This is a genomic window from Nodosilinea sp. P-1105 (genome assembly GCF_012911975.1).
Lineage (GTDB): Bacteria > Cyanobacteriota > Cyanobacteriia > Phormidesmidales > Phormidesmidaceae > Nodosilinea.
In genome coordinates, this window is sequence record NZ_SMDQ01000009.1 from 1 (window position 1) to 20,402 (window position 20,402).

The 20,402-nt window shown below is 54.8% G+C and carries 20 protein-coding genes; 4 read left to right on the plus strand and 16 right to left on the minus strand.

What is annotated here, in order from left to right; genetic code table 11:
* From E1H13_RS05815 to acs, 10 genes are all read right to left on the minus strand, one after another.
* On the minus strand, positions 1-1,218 hold a 1,218-nt coding region (locus E1H13_RS05815; protein WP_240966485.1), incomplete at its 3' end, for an ISKra4 family transposase.
* Complete coding sequence (locus tag E1H13_RS05820; protein ID WP_240966486.1) at positions 1,181-4,537, minus strand: tubulin-like doman-containing protein; 3,357 nt, start codon at positions 4,535-4,537, stop codon at positions 1,181-1,183. The genes E1H13_RS05815 and E1H13_RS05820, both read right to left, overlap by 38 nt.
* A gap of 470 nt (positions 4,538-5,007) precedes the next feature.
* Positions 5,008-5,580, minus strand: coding sequence for an FKBP-type peptidyl-prolyl cis-trans isomerase (locus tag E1H13_RS05825; RefSeq protein ID WP_169612469.1), 573 nt, complete (start codon positions 5,578-5,580; stop codon positions 5,008-5,010).
* 36 nt (positions 5,581-5,616) lie between these two features.
* The gene (locus E1H13_RS05830; RefSeq protein WP_169612470.1) at positions 5,617-7,032 is read right to left on the minus strand and encodes a GAF domain-containing sensor histidine kinase; all 1,416 of its coding nucleotides are present in this window, start codon (positions 7,030-7,032) and stop codon (positions 5,617-5,619) included.
* Positions 7,033-7,378: 346 nt separating this feature from the next.
* A complete protein-coding gene (obgE, locus tag E1H13_RS05835) occupies positions 7,379-8,377 on the minus strand; it encodes a GTPase ObgE (protein ID WP_169612471.1) in 999 nt (332 codons plus the stop codon).
* Positions 8,377-8,907: a DUF4168 domain-containing protein gene (locus E1H13_RS05840; RefSeq protein WP_169612472.1), complete on the minus strand. Its 531-nt coding sequence runs from the start codon at positions 8,905-8,907 to the stop codon at positions 8,377-8,379. The genes obgE and E1H13_RS05840 overlap by 1 nt, the downstream gene beginning before the upstream one ends.
* Before the next feature lie 281 nt (positions 8,908-9,188).
* On the minus strand, positions 9,189-10,172 hold the full coding sequence (gene holA / locus E1H13_RS05845; protein ID WP_169612473.1) for a DNA polymerase III subunit delta: 984 nt from the start codon (positions 10,170-10,172) through the stop codon (positions 9,189-9,191).
* Between the two features lie 33 nt (positions 10,173-10,205).
* Positions 10,206-11,036 (minus strand): CPBP family intramembrane glutamic endopeptidase, encoded by an 831-nt coding sequence (locus E1H13_RS05850; RefSeq protein ID WP_206070098.1) that lies wholly within the window; start codon positions 11,034-11,036, stop codon positions 10,206-10,208.
* Between the two features lie 26 nt (positions 11,037-11,062).
* The gene (locus tag E1H13_RS05855; RefSeq protein WP_169612475.1) at positions 11,063-11,446 is read right to left on the minus strand and encodes an AbrB family transcriptional regulator; all 384 of its coding nucleotides are present in this window, start codon (positions 11,444-11,446) and stop codon (positions 11,063-11,065) included.
* A gap of 400 nt (positions 11,447-11,846) precedes the next feature.
* Positions 11,847-13,814, minus strand: coding sequence for an acetate--CoA ligase (gene acs, locus E1H13_RS05860; RefSeq protein ID WP_169612476.1), 1,968 nt, complete (start codon positions 13,812-13,814; stop codon positions 11,847-11,849).
* Positions 13,815-14,404: 590 nt separating this feature from the next.
* On the opposite strand from acs, the gene E1H13_RS05865 reads away from it, so the two are divergent.
* Positions 14,405-14,818: a hypothetical protein gene (locus tag E1H13_RS05865; protein WP_240966487.1), complete on the plus strand. Its 414-nt coding sequence runs from the start codon at positions 14,405-14,407 to the stop codon at positions 14,816-14,818.
* Positions 14,819-14,826: 8 nt separating this feature from the next.
* Here E1H13_RS05865 and E1H13_RS05870 read toward each other — a convergent pair whose 3' ends face one another.
* From E1H13_RS05870 to tsaD, 3 genes are all read right to left on the minus strand, one after another.
* Positions 14,827-15,135: a metal-sensitive transcriptional regulator gene (locus tag E1H13_RS05870; RefSeq protein ID WP_169612571.1), complete on the minus strand. Its 309-nt coding sequence runs from the start codon at positions 15,133-15,135 to the stop codon at positions 14,827-14,829.
* 161 nt (positions 15,136-15,296) lie between these two features.
* Positions 15,297-15,731 (minus strand): hypothetical protein, encoded by a 435-nt coding sequence (locus tag E1H13_RS05875; RefSeq protein WP_169612477.1) that lies wholly within the window; start codon positions 15,729-15,731, stop codon positions 15,297-15,299.
* A 64-nt stretch (positions 15,732-15,795) separates the two neighbouring features.
* Positions 15,796-16,839: a tRNA (adenosine(37)-N6)-threonylcarbamoyltransferase complex transferase subunit TsaD gene (gene tsaD / locus E1H13_RS05880; RefSeq protein WP_169612478.1), complete on the minus strand. Its 1,044-nt coding sequence runs from the start codon at positions 16,837-16,839 to the stop codon at positions 15,796-15,798.
* A 182-nt stretch (positions 16,840-17,021) separates the two neighbouring features.
* Here tsaD and E1H13_RS05885 point away from each other — a divergent pair, with 182 nt between their 5' ends.
* From E1H13_RS05885 to E1H13_RS05895, 3 genes are all read left to right on the plus strand, one after another.
* Positions 17,022-17,522 (plus strand): Photosystem I reaction center subunit III, encoded by a 501-nt coding sequence (locus E1H13_RS05885; protein ID WP_169612479.1) that lies wholly within the window; start codon positions 17,022-17,024, stop codon positions 17,520-17,522.
* Positions 17,523-17,576: 54 nt separating this feature from the next.
* A complete protein-coding gene (gene psaJ, locus E1H13_RS05890) occupies positions 17,577-17,699 on the plus strand; it encodes a photosystem I reaction center subunit IX (protein WP_169612480.1) in 123 nt (40 codons plus the stop codon).
* A gap of 158 nt (positions 17,700-17,857) precedes the next feature.
* Entirely contained in the window at positions 17,858-18,340 is a 483-nt protein-coding gene (locus E1H13_RS05895; RefSeq protein WP_169612481.1) for a photosystem I reaction center subunit XI, read from the plus strand.
* Between the two features lie 153 nt (positions 18,341-18,493).
* On the opposite strand, the gene E1H13_RS05900 is transcribed toward E1H13_RS05895, so the two are convergent.
* The 3 genes from E1H13_RS05900 to trpC form a co-directional block, all read right to left on the minus strand.
* On the minus strand, positions 18,494-19,060 hold the full coding sequence (locus E1H13_RS05900; RefSeq protein WP_169612482.1) for a GNAT family N-acetyltransferase: 567 nt from the start codon (positions 19,058-19,060) through the stop codon (positions 18,494-18,496).
* A 33-nt stretch (positions 19,061-19,093) separates the two neighbouring features.
* Positions 19,094-19,363 (minus strand): DUF5340 domain-containing protein, encoded by a 270-nt coding sequence (locus E1H13_RS05905; protein ID WP_169612483.1) that lies wholly within the window; start codon positions 19,361-19,363, stop codon positions 19,094-19,096.
* 148 nt (positions 19,364-19,511) lie between these two features.
* Positions 19,512-20,399 carry an indole-3-glycerol phosphate synthase TrpC gene (gene trpC / locus E1H13_RS05910; protein ID WP_169612484.1) on the minus strand — a complete coding sequence of 296 codons (888 nt, stop codon included), beginning with the start codon at positions 20,397-20,399 and terminating at the stop codon, positions 19,512-19,514.
* Positions 20,400-20,402 lie beyond the last annotated feature (3 nt).

Consider the following 20,402-nt stretch of genomic DNA (forward strand, 5'->3'; position numbering starts at 1 on the left):
CTCGACAATCCCAGAGCCCAAGGGGAGCTCCTGTTGAGCATAGTCGTGATAGTGAATGTGTGAGCGATGGTCTTGGAGATACTGCTGCACCTGGATTAGGGTTTTTCGGCTCGACGGGGTGAGCTCATCGCGTTGAATTAAGCGGGTCAGTTCGCGCAGGAGCTGTCGGTCTCCACCATGTCGCAGGAGATGACGCCAGCGCTGAAAACACCACTTGGCTGAGGAGGTGCGACCATCCAACCAGGCGGCTGCGGCTCGCCAGAGATGACTGGCCGCATGGTAGAAATCGAGAATGGCTACGGCATAGGTGGCAAAGTAGTGCCGATAGAGCCGCCAAAAGCCTTTGCCCCCGTCACTGAGCCAAACCACCTTGGGGGCACTGAGCAGGCCCTGCCGCAAAGCTTCGAGCTGTAATCGAGGGGCAAGCTCCTCAATCGACCCCAAAACGGCGACTAATCGTCGGTGATACAGCTGAGTGACACTGCGCCCTGAGCGGGTGACCCGTTGCCCTAAGCGGGCGAGCACCGCGACTTTGACTTCCAGCCATCGGGTTTTGCCCTGGGAGGTTCCCACCTGCGGTCGTATCGGCACCATAACGCCATCGGCCGCCATTACCAGTGCCATCTGGGCCACAGCCTCGTCCAGGTCATCCGGTTCGATGTTGCCCCCATTGGCCAGGTGGCTGAGTTGGCGCTCTAGCTGCTCGACCGCTTGCTGGCCCCGGCGTTGAACCCACTGCCACAGACTCGAACTGGACACCGATACTCCACTCATCTGACGCATCAACTCAGATGCCAACTCAAAGGGCAAAAACAGACTCAGCAAACAACCCAACCGTTCGACTTCGACCGAGATATGTTGGTAAGGCTGCACCCCCAACGCTTCGTCTAACGGCATGGCTTGAACCCCGTCACAGTGTCCAGGACAGCGCCCTACTCGCCGTCGCCAGCGAATCGTCCCCAGCCAAGTGGTCAATTGACGGGCTCGGAAGCCTTTACTGTGTAATCGTCGCCCGCAGTGAGGGCACTCTGGCCACGAGGTCGGGGCCTGGGCACGCCGCTCCAGCTCTTGCTCAACGATCCCTCGTGCCAGCCATAACCCGATTTCGAAGCCAATCCACACCAGGGCACTCAGGCTAGCGGCATCGCGCAAGCGTTGGCGCCATAAGAGCCTCGGAGCCTCAGCTAGGCAAGGAGAGTCTAAAAGATCTATAGTCAACGTATTGTTTTAATTCGGCAGGGATGGTCACCACCATCCCTCTTCTTTTATAGAACAGTTGCCCTCCCCCCACTACTTGCGACGCCCGTTCCAGGGTGTCTTGGGGTTGGTATTGGGCCGCGATCGCGTTGGCCTGTTCCACCGAAACCCCGTACTTCACCCGAAACTTCTCCAGCAGCTCCAGCTCCGTGGTGGAGGGGGTGCCGCGTCGGTAGCAGGTTTCCACCAGCTTGGCGTACTTGGCCAGGTTTTCGGAGTCGAGGGCGGGGGGATTAAGTTCTGAATTTTGAATTTTGAATTTTGAACTTGATTGGGGAGATGGGGAGGGAGGGGGAGAGGGGGAAGCAACCGGGGTGGGGATGGTGATGGGTTGGGGGGTGTCGCTAGGAATAAACAAGCGGTGGGTGGTGACGAAGTCAGCGATCGCAGCCTGGATGCGCTTATACTCCTCGCTGTCGGTGCCGCCGGGAATCGTTTGCTGTTGCTCTTGTAGGTAAGCCATCACCTGGGCATAGAGGGCCTGCTTTTGGGGTTTGGTGGCGGCCTGCTCGCCGATGGTCCGAATGCTGGTGTCCAGGGTTTCGGCTAGTTTGCGGTTTTGGTCGGTAAGCAAAAAGTCCTCGGCTTCCTGCCAGGTGGCCCCCATCACATCGGTTTTATTGAAGCCAGTGAGTTTGTCGCGGTAGGTGAATTTGACCTCGGCAAAGCCGGTGACTCGGTTGTCTTCCCGGCGCACCAGGCCCAGGGCATTGGCCAGCATCAGGTTGTAGCGGGCCTGGCGTTCGTTGCTGGTTTCGGGCATGATGTCGCCAAACTGGCGGTAGTCCTGGTGGGTATGCAGGGGGTTGTGGTCGGCCTGGGCCACGGCGCGGTAGAGCGATCGCATCCGTTCCATCCCCTCAATCAACCGCAGGGGGAAGGCTCCGGTTTCCTGGACAAAGTAGACATGGTAGGGGTCGTTGAGGGGACGAATTTCCTTGTCGGTGACGGTGCTGGTTTTGCGGATCATCGGCAGCAGGGCCGAGACGGCGGGGTCGGTGGGTTTGCTGCCCCCCTGGATGCCCACCAGTTTTTGGTACTTCTCCAGCTTGTCGTCCCAGCCCAGTTTCTTTTGCTCCTGGCTAAGGCGCAGGAAGGGTTCCGACTTCTCGAAGGTGGTTTTGATCTGGGCTTCCTGCATTTCCACGGTGGGGTATTGTTCCAGGAACTTGCGGGCGGTGGAAATGTCGAGCTGGCTGCGGCGGCGGAACACCTCCATGGCCTGGCCTAGCAGTCGTCCGTAGAGGTCTTTGGTCTTGAGGGCGTCGAAGAGGTAGAGGTCGAACAGGCGCAGGCGCAGGTCTTCCAGCACCTGCTGGGAGAGGGTCTGGCAGAGGGTTTCTTCCTGGTCAGCGACGGTTTTGCGGTAGGCGGCGTCGATTTCCTTTTCGTCGTAGAGTAAAATGCCGTTGACGGTCAGACCTCTGGTTTCGCGGGTGTAGACCCGCTCTTTATCCCGTAATTCGGTTTGCAGGTTGGCTAGGACCGCTTCAAAGGCGGTCAGGTCGACCAAAAGCTGGTCGATTTCTTCCCGCAGGCCGTCTAGCAGCATTACCCCCAGGGTACGGGCCTTGACTTCGACCTTGGATACATAGATCTGCTCCAGGGCCTGCATAATGCCCTGAAAGTCGTCTTCGATGACTTTCTTACGGTTGAGCATCATCATCTGCCGGGCGTGGTTGTCGATCTGCTTCAGCAGGGTTTGCAGGGCGTTTTGGGCCGATCGTTCCCGGGGCAGCCAGTATTTTTGCCGCTCTTGGTCGAACTTACTGCGGAAGTCGGCAAACACCTCGATCAGCACTTCCAAAAACTGCCGGGTAAACTTTGGCCCCCGGAAGCGGTCTTCTACCATTTGGTACACCGCTGTTCGCAGTTCCTGGCGCTTTTCGGGGATCAGCCAGGTGAGGTTGTCCCACATTTTTTGGAAGTAGTCGCTCCAGCGCTTGGGGTCGGTGCCGGTGTCGTGGAAGTGGGGGGCGTACTTCTCCTGCTCGTTGGAGATGAACCGTTGCAGGTTCTCGAAGGGGATGTTCAGGTCGTTGCGGCGTTTGCGGATGCTGGCCACCCAGTCGGCGACTTCCTTAGCGTAGGGCTTTTTGTTGTCGCCCATGCTGATGCTGTCGATGATCTGGTGGTCGTGCTCGGATTCCGCCAGAAACAGCCCCGGCAAAATCTCGGTGCGAATCAGGTCGGACATCGCCGAGGGAGCCGGGGTGGGGTTGCTCCACCAGTCCACCAGCTTGCCCGCCAGTCGGGCCGAGCAGGCATTTAGCACTCGCTCCACCGGAAACTGGACGCTAGAGAGGCCAAAGCTCATGAAGTTCTGGGGGTAGCCCAGGGCGTCGGCGCTGGCCCAGTGTTTGCGGACGTTGTCGCGCACCAGCTTTTTGTACTGGCTAAAGCCGGAGGTGAAGTCCAAAAACACGTTCTGGGACACCATCTCCAGCACATCGCCTAGGGTGGGGAAGGTGACTTTGTCGTTGCTGTTGCCCACCAGGTAGGTGAAGTTGAAGGGGGTATCCAGGCCGCTCTGGCTGGTGATGCGATCGCTCTGGCTGTCGCTATACTGCACGTCAAAGCGGGTGTCGCCCCGGCTGTAGTGGTTTAGCTCCATCAGGGCGGCGTAGGCGTTGGCAATAACGCGATCGCCCAGGCCCGAAAATGCCCCCGGTAGCACCAGAAAGGCACTGGTCTGGGGGAGCTCGGAAATGGGCACCCAGTCCCGTAGGTTGTAGGCCAAATCCAGCACCATGCCGGACCCTGTCCCCCCCGATAGGGAGCAGACCACGAAAATGTTGATGCCCTTATCGAGCTGCACCTTCCATCGATCGAGCATGAATTTCTCATGGCCAACGATCCGCCCTTTGGCTTTATTGAAATAGTCCTTAATCAGCGGATAGTTGAGGCTAAAGGCAAATCGCCCCAGGGCACGAATTTGACCGGCCCCGGCCAAAATGGAATCGGTGCCCTTGAGCTCGCTGGGAAACCAATCATCTAAATAGCTATAGGCCGAGAGCTTATTCAGAATCGCCTTGGCATCTTCCACCTTGGCCCACACCTGCTCAATCGGGCGCAGGGAAATGTCTTGCTTGAGAACGGTCTGCGCCTCAGAGACCCGAGCATTCTGTTCGGTATCAATGTGGAGAAAGGAGACAATGGGCAGGGCATCGAGGGAGCCATACTGCTCCACAATCATGCGACGAATTTTGATTAAAATCTCTTTGCCAGTGCCCCCCAGGCCAATGATCACGGTGGGAGTCATACCTGTGTATTCGCTCATAAGCCGGGTAAGGAAGAATTACTATTGCTGTAGTTTTCCCCGGTGACTTCCAACCTATCCTGGTAATTCCGTAACCTCGCAATAACATGTAATATCCGTGCCCCAGGACATCTAGACAGATGCCCTGGAACCCTAACTAACGGTCTGTTTCCGGCCCCCCTTCCTCCCGTTTTGGGGGACTACTAAGTACACACATCTTGGCCCTCACCCCCTCAGTCCCCCTCTCCCAAAAATGGGAGAGGGGGAGGCAAGACAAGCATTTCTGGCTGTTTCCGGCTCCCCTTCCTCCCGTTTTGGGAGGAAGGGGCTGGGGGATGGAGGGAAAGCTCTGCCCACAAGGGGCTCAGGACTTATGTGTACTTAGTAGGTTTTGGGAGGAAGGGGCTGGGGGATGGAGGGAAAGCCCTGCCCACAAGGGTCTCAGAACTTATGTGTACTTAGTAGGCCCTCTGCCCTCTGCCTTCCTGGCCCTAGCCAATGCGCAGCAGTTCTACATCAAACAACAAGGTGGCATTGGGTGGAATTACGCCGCCGGCACCTCGGCTGCCGTAGCCTAATTCGGGGGGGATAACAAGCTTGCGCTGGCCACCGACCCGCATGGTGGCGACCCCTTCATCCCAGCCTTTGATCACCTGGCCGACGCCAATTTGAAAGCTAAAGGGACGACCGCGATCGCGAGAGCTGTCAAACTTCGTACCGTCTTCCAGGGTACCCGTGTAGTGCACAGTCACCCGTTGCCCTGGCTGGGGCATCGCCCCTGTACCTTCCACCACATCGGCATACTGTAAACCAGAATCAGTGGTAATCAATGCGTCGTCGGCCATCGGGGAGGTGGTCTCGGTAAGGGATTCTGTAGGGGATTCTAAGGCGTCAGCTTGGGCTAGCATAACCCCCTGATCCTCAGCTGGGGTTGAGGCCTCGATGGGGGCGGCTTGGTTTAGCTGATCGGCGATCGCCTCGGGTTGGGGACTGGTAAACTGGGCGACTATTAGCACCAGACAGCATGCCGCCAGCACGCCAAAACTAATTAAAATGTCTCGCACAACTCTATCTCCCGTCGGGATTTGTTCTGATGGAGATCATATCAGTCCAAAGGGGGAAGGGGTGCGACTTAAGCCTTCTACCGCCACATCTGAGCTGAGGGTCGCCTCAGCCGGTGGCTCTATTCGTCCTTCCGTGCGCCCACTAGAAGCCTCTAAATTTGGCAATAACACCACAATTCGATGGCCCACATCAGGGCCGCCATGGAGTTGAAATTGACCATGCTGTTGCTGGGCCAAATACTGGCTGAGCAGCAACCCCTGAACATCTACGGATACATCAGGGGATAGGCCATTGGCTACCAGGGGGGCTTGAATTGTGGGTGGGGCTTTGGGGTTGGGGGCTTGGCTGAGGGCTTGACAAAACTCAACGATAGCAGCGGGCAGTCCCTCTCCGAGCCAGGGATTGGCCAGCCAAACAGCTAAGGCTAAATAGGCTCCCTTGCGGGAAGCATGGACGCGAATGGTGCTATTCTCCCCAGCCAGCTGCATGACACTAAAGACTAGGTGATACAGCACTTGTTTAGCCATAGCTTTGTCTAGAATCCACTGGTGCTCGTGGGGTTCTATGGTGAGCTCTAGGGTTTGCGCCCGTTTTTCAGCTAAGGGATGTAGCGTTGCCAGTACCAGCTGGCTCAGGTACTGGATGTCCACAGAGGTGGGCGCTAGCTGGATCGACTGGGCCGTTAAGCCACTGAGCTCGATGATCTCACCCACCAGGGTCATCAGGGTTTGGCTGCTGGTGCAAACAATTTCGGTGTACTCCCGCTGTTTGGGAGTAAGGGGGCCATAGATTTCGCGCCTTAGCATACTGGCCATCCCCAGCACAGCGGTCAATGGGCTGCGTAAATCTTGAGTGAGTTGGCTGATCAGATGTAACTGAATGCTGTCGATGGGCGATCGCGCCTGGCTATCCACCCCACTGGTCACCGCTGCAGTCCCCCTGGGTTGACCCCCCTGGCTGCGTTCATAGTCTCCCATGGCCCATCGGGCCGTCATCGTTAAGAAACTCATGTCACGCTCCGTCAGGGAATGGGGCTTAACATCCATAATCGCCAGGGTGCCCACACACTGCTGATCACTGGTGATTAAAGGGACAGCGCCATAGGTGATCAACCCCTGACTTGCCACTAGTGGGGCCTGGGCCAAAGTAGAGTGCAGGGTAAGATCTGGTAAAACGAGGGGCTGGTGGCTGGCGAGCACATAATGACTCAGGCCTTCCCCTAAGGGCATTTGACGATGCAACAGCAATGGATGGGTAAGCCCAAACTGGGACAAACCATAGGCTCCTTTAATGTACTCAGTCGTTCCATCCGCGACGCTCACCCATGCCACAGGCACCTGAAGATAGCGGGCCGCAATTTGGGCCGCCTCTTCAAAGCTGGCCACGCTACGGTTGTTGTCTAACCCTAGGGCCGCTAAACAAGCTAAACGATGGTGCTGACGCTCGGCCAAGGCCGTTTCTGGTAATGGGCAGCAAGGCCACGACTGTACTGGTAGGCTACCGGCCGCAACGTTCGATAGGGAAGGGCTCATGGCCAATACAACACTCTTAAGGGATACAGGCTTAGAATGCCCGGAAGCCAGCGGTAAGCAACGACTTTTAGTCCCAGAACATGGGGTTAAAGCCTTGCCAGTCAATCTATGTAGCCCCTAAGGACGATACCAAGGGGGATTGCGCCGATAAGAAGCTTTGGTAAAGCTAGTATCCTGCGGCATAAGTCGGCCCAACCATTCCCGATACCTGACACCTAGAGCCTGACACCTTCAGCAACGGCAGTTATAGGTCTGCCAGGCAGTACTAGATGATAGCTGGGTCCAGCGTATCCCAAATGTGTTGCAGCATCGGCTGTAGGCCAGCCCCGGTGACCGCTGAAATGCCATGGACAGAAGTATCCGTTTCAGCCTGCAATGCGGCCACCAGGTCAGCTTGGGTGGCACTATCTAGGGCATCGATTTTATTTAGGGCCAAAATTTGGGGACGCTCGGCCAGGGTATGGCCATAGGCCTGTAGCTCTTGCTGAATAATGTGGTAATTCTCAATTGGGTCCTCAGCCGTGGCGTCAACCACATGCAGCAACAGGCGCGTACGCTCAATGTGGCGCAAAAATTCGTGACCCAGCCCTAAGCCGGTATGGGCTCCTTCAATCAAGCCGGGAATATCGGCAAACACAGTGCCGTCTCCAGTGGGACGGCGCACTACCCCCAAATTGGGTATCAGGGTGGTAAACGGATAGTCAGCAATTTTGGGTCGGGCGGCTGACAAGGCTGCAATCAGGGTGGATTTACCAGCATTGGGCAGCCCAATAATCCCCACTTCCGCCAATAGCTTGAGCTCTAACCGAATCCGTCGTTCTTCTCCAGGGAGTCCTGGCAGTGCATGTTCTGGGGCACGGTTGCGATTACTAAGGAAGTGACGATTGCCGAGTCCCCCTTTACCCCCTTGGGCCACTAGCAGCACCTGATCAGGCGTCACTAAATCCCCCAGTAACTCCTGGGTGGTGGCATCGTAAACCACCGTTCCGCAGGGCACGTCTAAGTGCAGGTCATCACCAGCCGCTCCAGTCATGTTCTTAGGACCGCCTCGCTGGCCATTCCCAGCCTTAAATCGATGGGCATAGCGGAAGTCCAGTAACGTCTGGAGACGGGTCACCGCCCTCAGGTAGATCGATCCGCCAGGCCCACCGTTACCCCCCGCAGGGCCACCAGCAGGAACATACTTTTCCCGGCGAAAAGCAACAATACCGTCACCCCCATCCCCGGCAATGACGTCAACTTCAGCCTGATCGATAAACTGCATTATTGGGAAGCCCCATTACGAGGGCGGCTATTGCCCTGCTGCTGAAGTTGAATCAGGGCTGTGCGGATTTGTTCCGCTAGGGCTGGATCCTCAGGATGGGCAGCGGTGATGGCGTTGAACTGGCGGATGGTCAGCCCGTGGGACTGGACGATCGCACTGGCTTCGTTACAGTAATTCACCACAATCGTGCGAATGTTGCCCCGGAGGTTGCGCGGTAACTGGTTTAACGACGCGGTGCTAGTGCAGCTCATGTCGATGGTGTTGATATTGTGATTCGTATTGGCCAACAAGGCCTGAATTTGATTGTAGGCTTCGGTTCTATAGCCATCCATCTCCAGCACTGAGGCGGCATAGCCGACAATTTCAGCTTGGCTAAAGCTGGCCCCTTGAGCCCAGGCGGCGGTTCCGACCGTCCAGGTCGCCTCACCGGTCGACGACAGGGGCCGACTTATTTCGCCGACGCCCACAGACGCCACCGCTAAGGCCAGAACCAGGCCCCAGCGCACTTTAAATAATGACTGTGAATGCATCACCATAATCTCCCTGTACTGGCCTTAACCAGGCTTAAATTGTGCTCCGAAGGAATAACTCGCTGTTGGTGTGGTGTAGGGCTGCCCTGTTAATCCATGGCCGATCTGTCGATCTATGTTGTTGCTGGCTGACGACTGGATTGCGTTTACTACTGGATGTATTGTAGTCAGCCTAAGTTCCCCTGCAAGCGGCTGAGCCCCCCCCTTGCCCCCCTTGCCCCCCTTGCCTTGATCAAAGGCCATCGCTAAACACTAGCGCTGGGCCCAAGGATGATGCCCCCTTAGGCTCGAAAGCCTTGGCAAAGCTCAATTATTGTGGTTTGTAGGGCTGCTCGTTCATCTTTACCAGACTTTAAACCAAATTCTAATTCTAATAGCAAAGGTAAACTTCGTTGCAGGGCAGGCAGGGTTAGCGATCGCACTTCCTGCTTGAGAAAGTAAATGCGCTTGGGGTTAGTCACCTCTGCCGCCGCCGCGATATCCGCATCACTCTGGCCACGGATTTCGGTCATTAGTTTAATCCAGAGCCAAAGCCGAAACTGGCTAATCAGGGTAGCGACAATCCGGAGGGCGGGCTCGTTCCGGTTGATCAGGTCATCAACCAGGGTCAGGGCGGTTCTAGTATCGGCCTGTTTAATTGCCGCCGCCAACTTCAGGCTGGTTTGGGTGGAAACGGTCACCAGCTTGGTCGCCACCTCCGGGGGAATGGGCTGGGCTGGTTGATCCCAGTAGAGGGCCAGTTTTTCCAGTTCTAAATAGAGCTGACGGGTGTCATTGCCCACGGCCTCAGCGAGGACATCCACGGTTTCAGGGGCCAGGCTGACTCGTTGCTTATGGGCGATCGCTGCCACCTGCTGACGAATTAGATCGCTTTTCCAGGGGGGAATCGTGGTGAATTCTCGAATTTCGCCGTACTTTTTCAGCAGTTTGGTGAACTTTGCTCGACCATCTGGCTTGGTGGGGCTAGTCAGCAGTAGCACCGTGGTTTCGGGTAGAGCTGGCAGGGTGCGCTCAAACTCGGCCAACATGTCTTCTGGGCAGCGCTGCCCGAGGGAGGTATTTTGCAGCCATACTAGCCGCTGACCCAAACCAAAGGGGGGGGTCATGGCCTGATTTAACCCCTGAGTAGCATCATTGGGTTGATCTGTAGCAATGACATCGTAGTTAAAACTAGCCCAGTCGGCGGCAAGGGTGTTTTGGCGCAAGTCGTTGACCGCAGCCTGTAGCTGAAAGTCGTCATCACCCCAAAAGTAGTAGATGGGCATAGATAGGCTTCATGGTGAGTCTGCACAAGATGATTATCCCAAACCAGGGCTCAGCCAACCGATCTGGCTAACGCCCCAAAGGCCCAGACCAGTTATGGCCAATAGGGCTAAGGCAGCTCCGCCAGTTAGGGGCTGGTCGGGTTGACCGACCCACCAGGTGGGGGCAGCAGGGGCCGGGGTAACCAGGTTTAGGGTGTCTACGAGGGCGATCGCAAAGATCCACCCGGCATGCAGACCCCAGGGTATACCCAATGACCCACCGTTGACCCATCGGGCCACCAGCAGCACCGCCCCCATCAGGGCCAATCCTGGTAACTGGGGTACCCCTGCTGGTCCATCCCACAGCAAGTGGGACAGGGCAAAAACAGCGCTAACCAAGACGGCTATGGCTAGCCAGGGGAGGGCAGGCCTTAAGCCCTGCACGAGTACCCCCCGAAAAATTAACTCCTCGACCCAGCCAATGAATAGGGTTAACGGCAACAGAGCCAGGACTATCCCCCAGGGGGGCAGAGTCGTCGCTGCGGTCTGGGAGAACTTTGGGCCACGCCACTGCTGCCAGCCCAGGGCCAGTTGCCCTCCCACTAACGCGACCACCCCCAACAGGCCAAGGCCAAAACCCAAAGCCGCCCCCAGTACCAGGGTAAAGCTCCAGTCAGCCCCATAGTCAGCCCACGTCGCCCCTGGGCCATAGCGGCGATGTAGTTCTACAGCCACTGGCGCTAGGCCATAGAAGGGAATAAGCAAAAGTAGCTTATGGTCTGGGGCAACGGGATAGGTTAAGGGTATGTGTCGGGCTCGGGCGATCGCCACAACCACGGGCAAGCCGATAACTACCCAAGTTAGAAAAAAAGCCAGTAAGCTCACAAAGGAAGACAACAGACACCATTTCCCTATTCATATTCATCTGAATCAGTATCTAACTGCTTCAGATGAATATGCTTATAGCCCAACTTAATCTCAAACTCATCCCCAGATTGGAGCCCCATTTCCTGAGTGTAGGTAGAACCAATCACAATTTGTCCATTTTTATGGACACTGACGCGATAGGTCGGTTCACGACCACGACCATCTTTACCACTATCTGGATCGAGGCTAATCCCTTTTGCCTCTAGCAGGGCATCATAAAACCCAGACAGGTTTACCCTCGCTTTGCCCTCCTGCGAGAGAGTATAATAACCACACTCTTTAGCAGTTTCTCGCTTAGATAGATGGGCAAGCTCCTTTACCTTTTGGAGTAGCGCTTTACCAGTCAGGGGGGTGGGTTTGTCTGCCATCACTAGGGAAGTTCCTTGGGGAAAAAGTATAACGCCGAATTGTACAAAACTTTTCAAACTTGCCAGGTATAAATCCTAGCAGAGGAATGACTTAGATTTAACGCAATATGAATAAAGAATTTTCTAGTTTGATTGCTTCGTCCTATCAATTATAATCATGGGCTAGAAATCTGTCAGCAAAAAAACAGATGAAGATCTCAAACCTCTCCATCTGCTGACAAGGACACCATTTGTTTTGGCGTATTCCTTAAGGTGGGAAGCTATGCCCGTAATAGAATTCAGGAGCCTACCCTGAGCTGGTTAAAGGTCCAGGAGTCAGAACACAAGAAGGGACTGGGTTCTGACTCCTAGATTCCGACTCCTGCCTATTCAGAATTCCCCGGCTTAAATGTCACGCCGATTAGCCTTCCCTTAGCATGTCAAGAACGCTTTGATCTTCCATGGTGGATGCGTCTCCAGCTACCGCTTCGCCACTCGCTAGATTGCGTAAGAAGCGACGAATGATCTTGCCTGATCGGGTTTTGGGCAGGGCATCCGCAAAGCGAATTTCCCCAGGCCGGGCAATAATCCCAATTTCTTTAACAACATGTTGCTTCAGTTCATCTTTCAGGGTATCGCTAGGGGTATACTGCCCCTCTAGGGTGACAAAGGCAAAGATATCTTCTCCTTTAATCTCATCTTTGCGGCCTACAACGGCGGCTTCGGCAACGGCCGGGTGAGACACCAAAGCCGATTCAATTTCCATCGTGCCCAGGCGGTGACCCGAAACACTAATCACATCATCGACGCGCCCCATCACCCAAAAGTAACCGTCTTCGTCCTTGCGAGCCCCATCCCCGGCAAAGTAAAGGTACTGACCGTCTTTGGGCGGAATATGCTCCCAATAGGTGCGACGGTAGCGCTCGTCATTACCGTAAACTGTGCGCATCATGCTGGGCCAAGGGTGCTTAATCACTAGATAACCGCCCTCGTTAGCCGCTACTGGGTTACCGTCCAGGTCTACTACATCTGCCAAAATGCCAGGAAAGGGAACCGTAGCAGACCCAGGTTTGGTGGGGATAGCGCCGGGTAATGGAGTCAACATAAACCCACCGGTTTCCGTTTGCCACCAGGTATCAATAATCGGGCAACGCTCCCCTCCCACCACCCGGTGGTACCACATCCAGGCTTCGGGGTTAATCGGTTCACCGACAGTGCCGAGCAGCCGTAGGGAAGACAAGTCCCGGGCTTTGGGTAGTTCATCCCCCATTTTGATAAAGGCGCGAATGGCGGTGGGGGCTGTGTAGAAAATGTTGACACCGTACTTTTCAATCACATCCCAAAAGCAACCGGGGTTTGAAGGCCGGGGAACCCCTTCGTACATCAAACTGGTCGCCCCATTCGACAGGGGGCCATAGACGATGTAGCTGTGGCCCGTGATCCAGCCGACATCGGCCGTACACCAATACACATCGGTTTCTTTGATGTCAAAGGCCCACTTAAAGGTCATGTGGGTATACAGGTTATAGCCGCCTGTGGTGTGGACCACCCCTTTGGGTTTTCCGGTGGTGCCGCTGGTGTAGAGAATAAATAGTAAGTCCTCGGCGTCCATTTCTTCGGCGGGGCAGTGGGGCGATGCGGTGGCTTGGAGCTCATGCCACCAGTGATCGCGGTTGGGCACCATGGTGACATCGGCCTTGGTGCGCTGGACCACCAGTACGTTTTCTACACTGGGGACCCCATCGTTGGCCAAAGCATCGTCCACAGCCGCCTTGAGGGGAATCGTTTTATCCTTGCGGAAGCCGCCATCGGCGGTAATCACCAGCTTGGCTTCGGCGTCCAACAGCCGATCTTTCAGGGCCTCGGCACTAAAGCCACCAAAGATAACGGTGTGGGGAGCGCCAATGCGAGCACAGGCCAGCATGGCGATCGCCGCCTCGGGCACCATGGGCATATAAATACCCACGCGATCGCCTTTTTTGATACCAAATTGCTTCAGCACATTGGCCACCTGACACACCTCCCGATGGAGCTGAGCGTAGGTCAAGGTGCGACTATCCCCAGGTTCTCCTTCCCAAATCAAAGCGGCCTTATTCCGGCGGGCCGTGGTCAGGTGACGATCTAAACAGTTATAAGAAATATTAATTTTGCCTCCCTCGAACCACTTGGCAAAAGGTGGCTGCCAATTCAGCACCGTATCCCAGGGCTTGAACCAGTGCAGTTCTTGAGCCGCCAATTCAGCCCAAAACTGCGCCGGATCCCTAGCCGCGCGATCTGCTAACGCTTGATACTGATCAATGTGCTTGATCGCAGCATGCTGGACAAAACTCTCGGGAGGCGTAAATAGACGCTTCTCATGCAGGATAGATTCGATTGTGGGTGAAGCCATAGCGCTGGTCTATTGCAAAACGTCAACAGAATGATTGAGCTGATTTCCCCAGTCCAGGGCCGCATGGGTCTACAAGCAACCGCCAATGTCAAGTTAGAGCTGATCTAGACTGGCTTTAAACTCAATCGCATCTGTTGAAAACATACGTTTTTTAGTGACCCTTTGATCGCCTTATAGGGTTTACTTAACGATTGATTATCCTTTGCCTTGGCCTATTCCAGCGACTATCTAGTTCAGACACTAGGCTAGATATCCTTCTGCGATCGGGGGCAACGTTTATATGACGGCTGCGAATTGTACATCTCGCCTGGGTACGCTTAACAATAACCAGGGTTCCGCGTTCATGTCCTCAGGCCCGGAACGGGCAGCCCTGCGATCAGGTCATGGCTGTGGGTGTTGTTCTCAATTTACCGCTGCCCCAAGGCGCTGAACGATCGTAGCAGTCACCATAGCGCCAGAGTTGTGCCCAGCTTTGACCCATCCATACCAAGTCCAGCTTGGGATCTGGAGTTTTCCCACAGGCAGAACTCCAGGTCTGGGCTTGAATTTGGTTTAGTTCTAGATTCAATGCCACGCTCAAGGCTGCAAGTATGACTACGGTTAATGCATTTCCCCTGGCCCAACCGGTATCATCTCTACCGTCCCACGACGCTATTATTCAGACAATTGTAGGGGTAGCGACCTTTGACCTCAATGGCCTTCCCAAAGAATATTTCATTACCGCAGACAATAAACAAACCAACTGGGTGCAATTGGTGTTCCAGGCCCTAGGCCTCAAATCACTGCTGCTGTCTTCCCTGAAGTTAGAAGGGTTTCAGCACATTACCATTGACTTGCAGCAACAGAGCGCCATTGTGGTCCGGGGTAGAGACAACTATATCGCTGTACTGATGAAGAGCCGGATTACCTTTGCCAGTTTGGCAGAAGCCGATCAATTCAGTCATTGGGTCCGCCAGTTTGAAAGTCAGGTCTTACGCCAGCACGATCGCTTCATAGTGGCTTAGAACAAGTCCTAGGGCAGAAATCGGTCAAGGGCGGCTTTTAATTCCGCAATTTCAGCCTCGATATTGCCGTCTTCCGCCGCACGGCCAATACATTCTGTCAGGTGCTCATCGAGAATAATCCGAGCCACCCGGTCTAAGGCCCCTCGCACGGCCGCAATTTGGACCAGCACATCGGGACAGGGGCGACTTTCCTGCACCATCGTTTTGATGCCACGAATGTGGCCCTCAATCCGAGCCAGACGGTTAATGATCCGACGTAGGGATTCAGGATCATGGACGTGGGGATGAATGTCCCGGCTTTCAGCAGGGGCCGAAATATCGTGTAAGTGAGTGTGGGGAATGGGGTCTTGCAAGGTAGGGGAAGGGGGGGAAAGGCAGAAGACAGAAGGCTCGAGGCCTTAGAGCATGATTGGAGGATTAGCGGTTGGGCCAGGGGCAGGGGGGGGAGACTGATAGTTTGTGCGCCTAGCTTGTGCGTTTAAGAGTCACCGCTGTCGGGGGGAGGGGCAAACCCAGATAACTCAGCCAGATCTTCCAGGCGTTTGGCGCCAGGGATGAATTCGCCATCAATCTCCCAGGTGGGAAAGGCCTGAATTCCTTTATCGGCGCACAGCTGGGGCTGGGCATTTTCGCCGTCGGCTGCACATTCCACATAGGGCACCTGGTCGCTGGCTTCACCAAAGGCGGCTTTCTGGTCAGCGCAGTGGGGGCACCAGTAAGCCCCATACATCACACTGCCAGTCTCTTCTAAGTGCTGGGCCAGTTGGGCTTCATAGCTGTCAGCCGTGCCCGCCTGGGGCTGTTCGGTACCACATCCCACCAGCAAAACTGCCCCTAGGGCCAGGGTTCCAGTCCAGCGTAAGTTAGGCTTAACGTTGGACAGCGAGAAACGAGAAGACGATAAGTTAGCCATAGCAACGTTCTAGACTTTAGGGGATGAGCTGTATGAATGTTTAGAGCACATGGCTAGTGTAGCGCTATCCATAGAGTTCCATCACTCGGGTGATGTCCAGGCGTGACTGAGCCCCGATCTCTAGCCCAGAGTAGTGGCCGTGGTTAAGGTGGTCGGCGGCAGCACAGCCGATCATGGCGGCGTTGTCAGTGCAGAGGCTAAGGGGCGGAAACAGGACTTGCAGGTGGTGGTGTTTGGCCGCCTCAGTCAACTGCTGCCGCAGTCCACGATTAGCCGCTACCCCGCCCCCGACAGCAATGGTGGTGAGATCATAGTCACGGGCGCAGGCGATCGCTCGCTTGGTTAAACTACGGGCCACGGTCGCCTGAAAGCTGGCCGCCAAATCGGCGATCGGTAGAGGATCTACCCCATCAGCGCGCAACTTTTCCACCAAGCGCAGCATGGCGGTTTTCAGACCGCTAAAGCTGGAATCGTAGGGGTGAAAGCCCCCTTCTGGCAGAGAAATATTGCCCTCGGGTAGAGGAAATGCCTTGGCATTGCCGGTGTGGGCCAATTTGTCGATCACCGGGCCACCGGGATAGCTCAACCCTAGCAATCGGGCCACCTTGTCAAAGGCTTCTCCGGCGGCATCGTCGCGGGTTTGGCCCAGGGTCTGGTACTGGCCACAGGCTTTGACATAGATCAAACTGGTATGCCCCCCTGACACCAGCAGGCACAAATATGGGGGCTGCAACTCTGGACTGGCCAGGTAGTTGGCATAAATGTGTCCCTCTAGGTGGTGGATTCCTAAAAAGGGTTTTTGATGCACCATGGCCAGAGTTTTACCGGCGGTTAGCCCCACCAGCAGAGCCCCCACCAGCCCTGGAGCACAGGTGGCCGCCACCCCATCAATGGCATCCCAGCTCAGTCCAGCTTGGGTTAAGGCGGCCTCAAGCTCTGCGCCCAGGGTAACCACATGCTGTCGGGAGGCCACCTCGGGCACAATGCCGCCATAACGCTGGTGGATATCAATTTGAGAGGACACCACACTGCTGAGAATAGCGCGATCGCGCACCACCGCCACCGCCGTTTCATCGCAACTGGTTTCTAGAGCCAAAATTGTTGCCATGGGCTAACCGCTAAATAACCTGAATTGAATCTTGTAGAGATGTAAACACCCCACCGATCTTAGCTTTACGGCGTCCCGATGGCGGGGTATTATGGCGTCCAAGTTGGGTGAATTTTTGTACAAAAAACTTAACTTTCGTTCGAATCGCCCTAGGTTTCTTAGGTAATTAAAAGGAACAGTTTATGCGACGGTTTTTTGCTGTAGCTCTGGTAATTTGCCTCTGGTTTGGGTTTGCCTCCCCAGCCTCTGCCAGTTTGGCTGGGGACAACGTAGCGGGCCTCACCCCCTGCGGTCAAAACGAAGCTTTCCTCAAGCGGGCCGCCCAGGCCACCACGGACCAAGCCAAAGCTCGGTTCGAGTTTTACGGTAACTCTAGTTTGCTCTGTGGTACCGATGGCCTACCCCACCTGGTGGTTGATGGCGATCTAGCCCATGCTGGAGAGTTTCTCATTCCTAGTCTCCTCTTTCTCTATATTGCCGGCTGGATTGGCTGGGTAGGTCGCGCCTACTTGATTGCGGTCAGACAGGAGAAAAAGCCTGAAGAGAAGGAAATCATTATTGATGTTCCCTTGGCTGTGAAGTGCTCTCTGTCTGGGTTCGCTTGGCCTCTGACCGCCTTTAAAGACATCACCACGGGTGCCATGTTTGCGAAGGATGACGAGATCACCGTTTCCCCTCGCTAGATCCCTAGCGTTTTCGCCCATGCCCTTGTCTTGATCAACTTTGGAGAGACTTTAATGGACAACCTGCTTAAGTATCTGTCCACGGCCCCCGTGCTGGCCGCCGTGTGGATGGTGATTACCGCCGGGATTTTGATTGAGTTTAATCGATTTTTCCCGGATTTGTTGCTGCACCCCTAGGCGCTGCAATAGCGTTCTGGGCTGTACAGCGACTTCCCAAACGTTTCTTAAGGCCTTATAACTGTTTTAAGGCCTTTAACTGTTTTGTCAGATAGCAGCCTTACCGTAAAACAGTTGATTATATTGCTGTGATCTGTGTTTGACTGGAGAACTACCCTATGACCGAGCTTATTACGCCAGCTGGGGATCCCCAAATTGGTAACTTAGAAACGCCAATTAATTCCTCGGCCTTTTCTAAGGCTTTTATTGGCAACTTGCCTGCCTACCGAACTGGGTTATCTCCCCAGCGGCGGGGTCTGGAAATTGGTATGGCCCATGGCTATCTGCTGTATGGCCCCTTTGCCGTTCTTGGCCCTCTGCGGGACTCTGAGATTCCTGGCTTAGCTGGGTTGCTCAGTGCTGCCGCCTTGATTGTAATTTTGACGGCCTGCCTCTCGATTTACTCTGGGGCTGGGGTTAACACTGCGGTCACCAAGACCACAACCCCCTTCACTCCGCCAGCTAGCCTGGAAACCGATGAAGGCTGGAGTGAGTTTGCCGGTGGCTTTTTGATTGGCGGCATCGGTGGCGCTACCTTTGCTTACCTGCTAGCGGCTAATCTGCCTATTTTGACCACCCTGGTCAGCGGCGGCCACAGCTAGTTAGCGTGTGATGAACAGAGCTTAGCCATGAAGCTCTTTAAATAACTAAGCGGGGCTATTGAAAAATATCAATAGCCCCGCTTTTTGTTTCTGCTTTTTGCCTGAAGACTAATGGCTCTTGGGTTCTAGTCCATTTAACCCATCAAATGATGTCTAACCTTTTTGAGCGAACTGATACCAATCACTTTGGAGTAAGCCATAGAGCTTGATATCTCGATACTTACCCCACTTCAAGGTATGACGATGACGGTAACCTTCGCAGCGCATACCCAGCTTTTCCATCACCCTGCCAGAGGCAGGGTTGTCGCTAAAGTGGGTGGCATTGATGCGATTTAGTTCCAATGTTGTAAATCCAAACGCCACAATTGCACGGGCGGCTTCAGTGGCGTAGCCTAATCCCCAGTAGGGTTGGCCAATCCAGTAACCCAGTTCCGCCAAATTATGATCAGGGTTTAAGCCCAATCCCACGGATCCACAGAGACTGACATCATAGCGAGTGATGGCATAGTCAATAGCTTTACCTTCCGCCCACAGTTGAGGATGCTGGCTAATCCAAGCTGTGGCATCAGCTTCAGTGTAGGGATAAGGAATAGATAAAGTCATCTCGGAAATTTGCCTGACGCCAGCCAAATCAGTAACGGTAGGTACATCAGCCTGGGTAAATGGCCTCAGGATTAGCCGCTCTGTCGATAAAATTGGCTGTTCTGCCAGTGCTTTCATGGAGTCACCAAGCCATAACAACACAAGACGTCTTTAGGTCGGATTATCTTCCGATGAAAACCGCTCAGACAGTTGATTTGTAGACCACTGGTACTCCACAGGTTGTTGAGTCTGTTTACAAAACTCCTCAATTTGACGCTGCTGGGACAGGGCTTTGCGCAGGGTGCTGATTAACTCTTGGACCTGGGTCCGCATGGCAGGGGCTTGATAGACCGCTGCCATCGTTTGCTGTTCTAGCAACTGTAGGAGTAACTCGTAATGAATATGAGAGGGGAGTGGAACCGGTTTACCCGAGTTAGCCATAAGAATTCGATTAAGTAAGCGGACACATGGGCTAGCCTGAGCGTGTTCCCATGACTACAGTACCCAGGCTGTGGGCTAAACGTCCCTGTTTGGCTGAGTTTAGCGTTCACACCATGGATATTCTCTATCCTGGAATACCCTCAGGGGATTAAGGTCTACGGAAAAGCCGATCGATCGCAGCTCCTGGATCAGGTTGTTTCATGAGAGATTCGCCCACCAGCACCGCCTTCGCTCCAGCGTTGGTCACAGTTTGTAAGTCATCAGAGGTATGAATACCAGACTCACTAACAATCAGGATATCCCTTTCTTGCAGCAGGGCCTGACGAGCGGCAATCAGCGACTGGGTGGTTGAAAGCTGGGTGGTAAAGGTTTCCAGGTTACGGTTGTTGATTCCAATCAGAGATACGGAAGGAATGGCCAGCACCCGATCCAGCTCGTCCAGGGTATGCACTTCAACCAGGGCGTTCATGCCCAGGGCCTTAGCAATTTGGACGAAGTAACCCAAATCCTTATCTGACAAAATCGCGGCAATCAAGAGCACCGCATCGGCCCCCTTTAGCCGGGCCAGGTACATTTGGTAAGGGTAAATGATGAACTCCTTGCACAGCAGGGGCAGTTCCACCGCTGCCCGAATCTGAGCCAGATAGTCAAAGTCTCCCTGGAAAAAGGGCCTATCGGTCAGTACAGACAGGCAAGTGGCACCGTGGCGGGCGTAGGCTTGGGCGATCGCGACGGGGTCAAAGTCGGCTCGAATGACGCCTTTGCTGGGGGAGGCCTTTTTGACCTCAGCAATCAGGGCAGGGGTAGTAGGTCCCTGCCTTAACGCGGCCTCAAAGTCTCGGGCTGGGGGAGCGCTGAGCACGTCCCGCTGCAACTCGGCCAGGGGCAATTGCTCTCGCAGTCGATCTACTTCTGCTTCTTTTTGCCAAACGATTTTTTCGAGAATATTGCGCGGTTCTCCATCTTCAGATTTGATTTGATAACGGAGATAGTCCACAGCAACAGCGGGATTAGGAGGACGGCGACGAATTTTCATATT

Coding starts and splice junctions, on each gene's coding strand:
- E1H13_RS05820 (WP_240966486.1), bottom strand. CDS start 4,537: ATGAGCGAATACACAGGTATGACTCCCACCGTGATCATTGGCCTGGGG.
- obgE (WP_169612471.1), bottom strand. CDS start 8,377: ATGCAGTTTATCGATCAGGCTGAAGTTGACGTCATTGCCGGGGATGGG.
- E1H13_RS05840 (WP_169612472.1), bottom strand. CDS start 8,907: ATGCATTCACAGTCATTATTTAAAGTGCGCTGGGGCCTGGTTCTGGCC.
- holA (WP_169612473.1), bottom strand. CDS start 10,172: ATGCCCATCTACTACTTTTGGGGTGATGACGACTTTCAGCTACAGGCT.
- E1H13_RS05855 (WP_169612475.1), bottom strand. CDS start 11,446: ATGGCAGACAAACCCACCCCCCTGACTGGTAAAGCGCTACTCCAAAAG.
- acs (WP_169612476.1), bottom strand. CDS start 13,814: ATGGCTTCACCCACAATCGAATCTATCCTGCATGAGAAGCGTCTATTT.
- E1H13_RS05865 (WP_240966487.1), top strand. CDS start 14,405: ATGACTACGGTTAATGCATTTCCCCTGGCCCAACCGGTATCATCTCTA.
- E1H13_RS05875 (WP_169612477.1), bottom strand. CDS start 15,731: ATGGCTAACTTATCGTCTTCTCGTTTCTCGCTGTCCAACGTTAAGCCT.
- tsaD (WP_169612478.1), bottom strand. CDS start 16,839: ATGGCAACAATTTTGGCTCTAGAAACCAGTTGCGATGAAACGGCGGTG.
- E1H13_RS05885 (WP_169612479.1), top strand. CDS start 17,022: ATGCGACGGTTTTTTGCTGTAGCTCTGGTAATTTGCCTCTGGTTTGGG.
- psaJ (WP_169612480.1), top strand. CDS start 17,577: ATGGACAACCTGCTTAAGTATCTGTCCACGGCCCCCGTGCTGGCCGCC.
- E1H13_RS05895 (WP_169612481.1), top strand. CDS start 17,858: ATGACCGAGCTTATTACGCCAGCTGGGGATCCCCAAATTGGTAACTTA.
- E1H13_RS05900 (WP_169612482.1), bottom strand. CDS start 19,060: ATGAAAGCACTGGCAGAACAGCCAATTTTATCGACAGAGCGGCTAATC.
- E1H13_RS05905 (WP_169612483.1), bottom strand. CDS start 19,363: ATGGCTAACTCGGGTAAACCGGTTCCACTCCCCTCTCATATTCATTAC.
- trpC (WP_169612484.1), bottom strand. CDS start 20,399: ATGAAAATTCGTCGCCGTCCTCCTAATCCCGCTGTTGCTGTGGACTAT.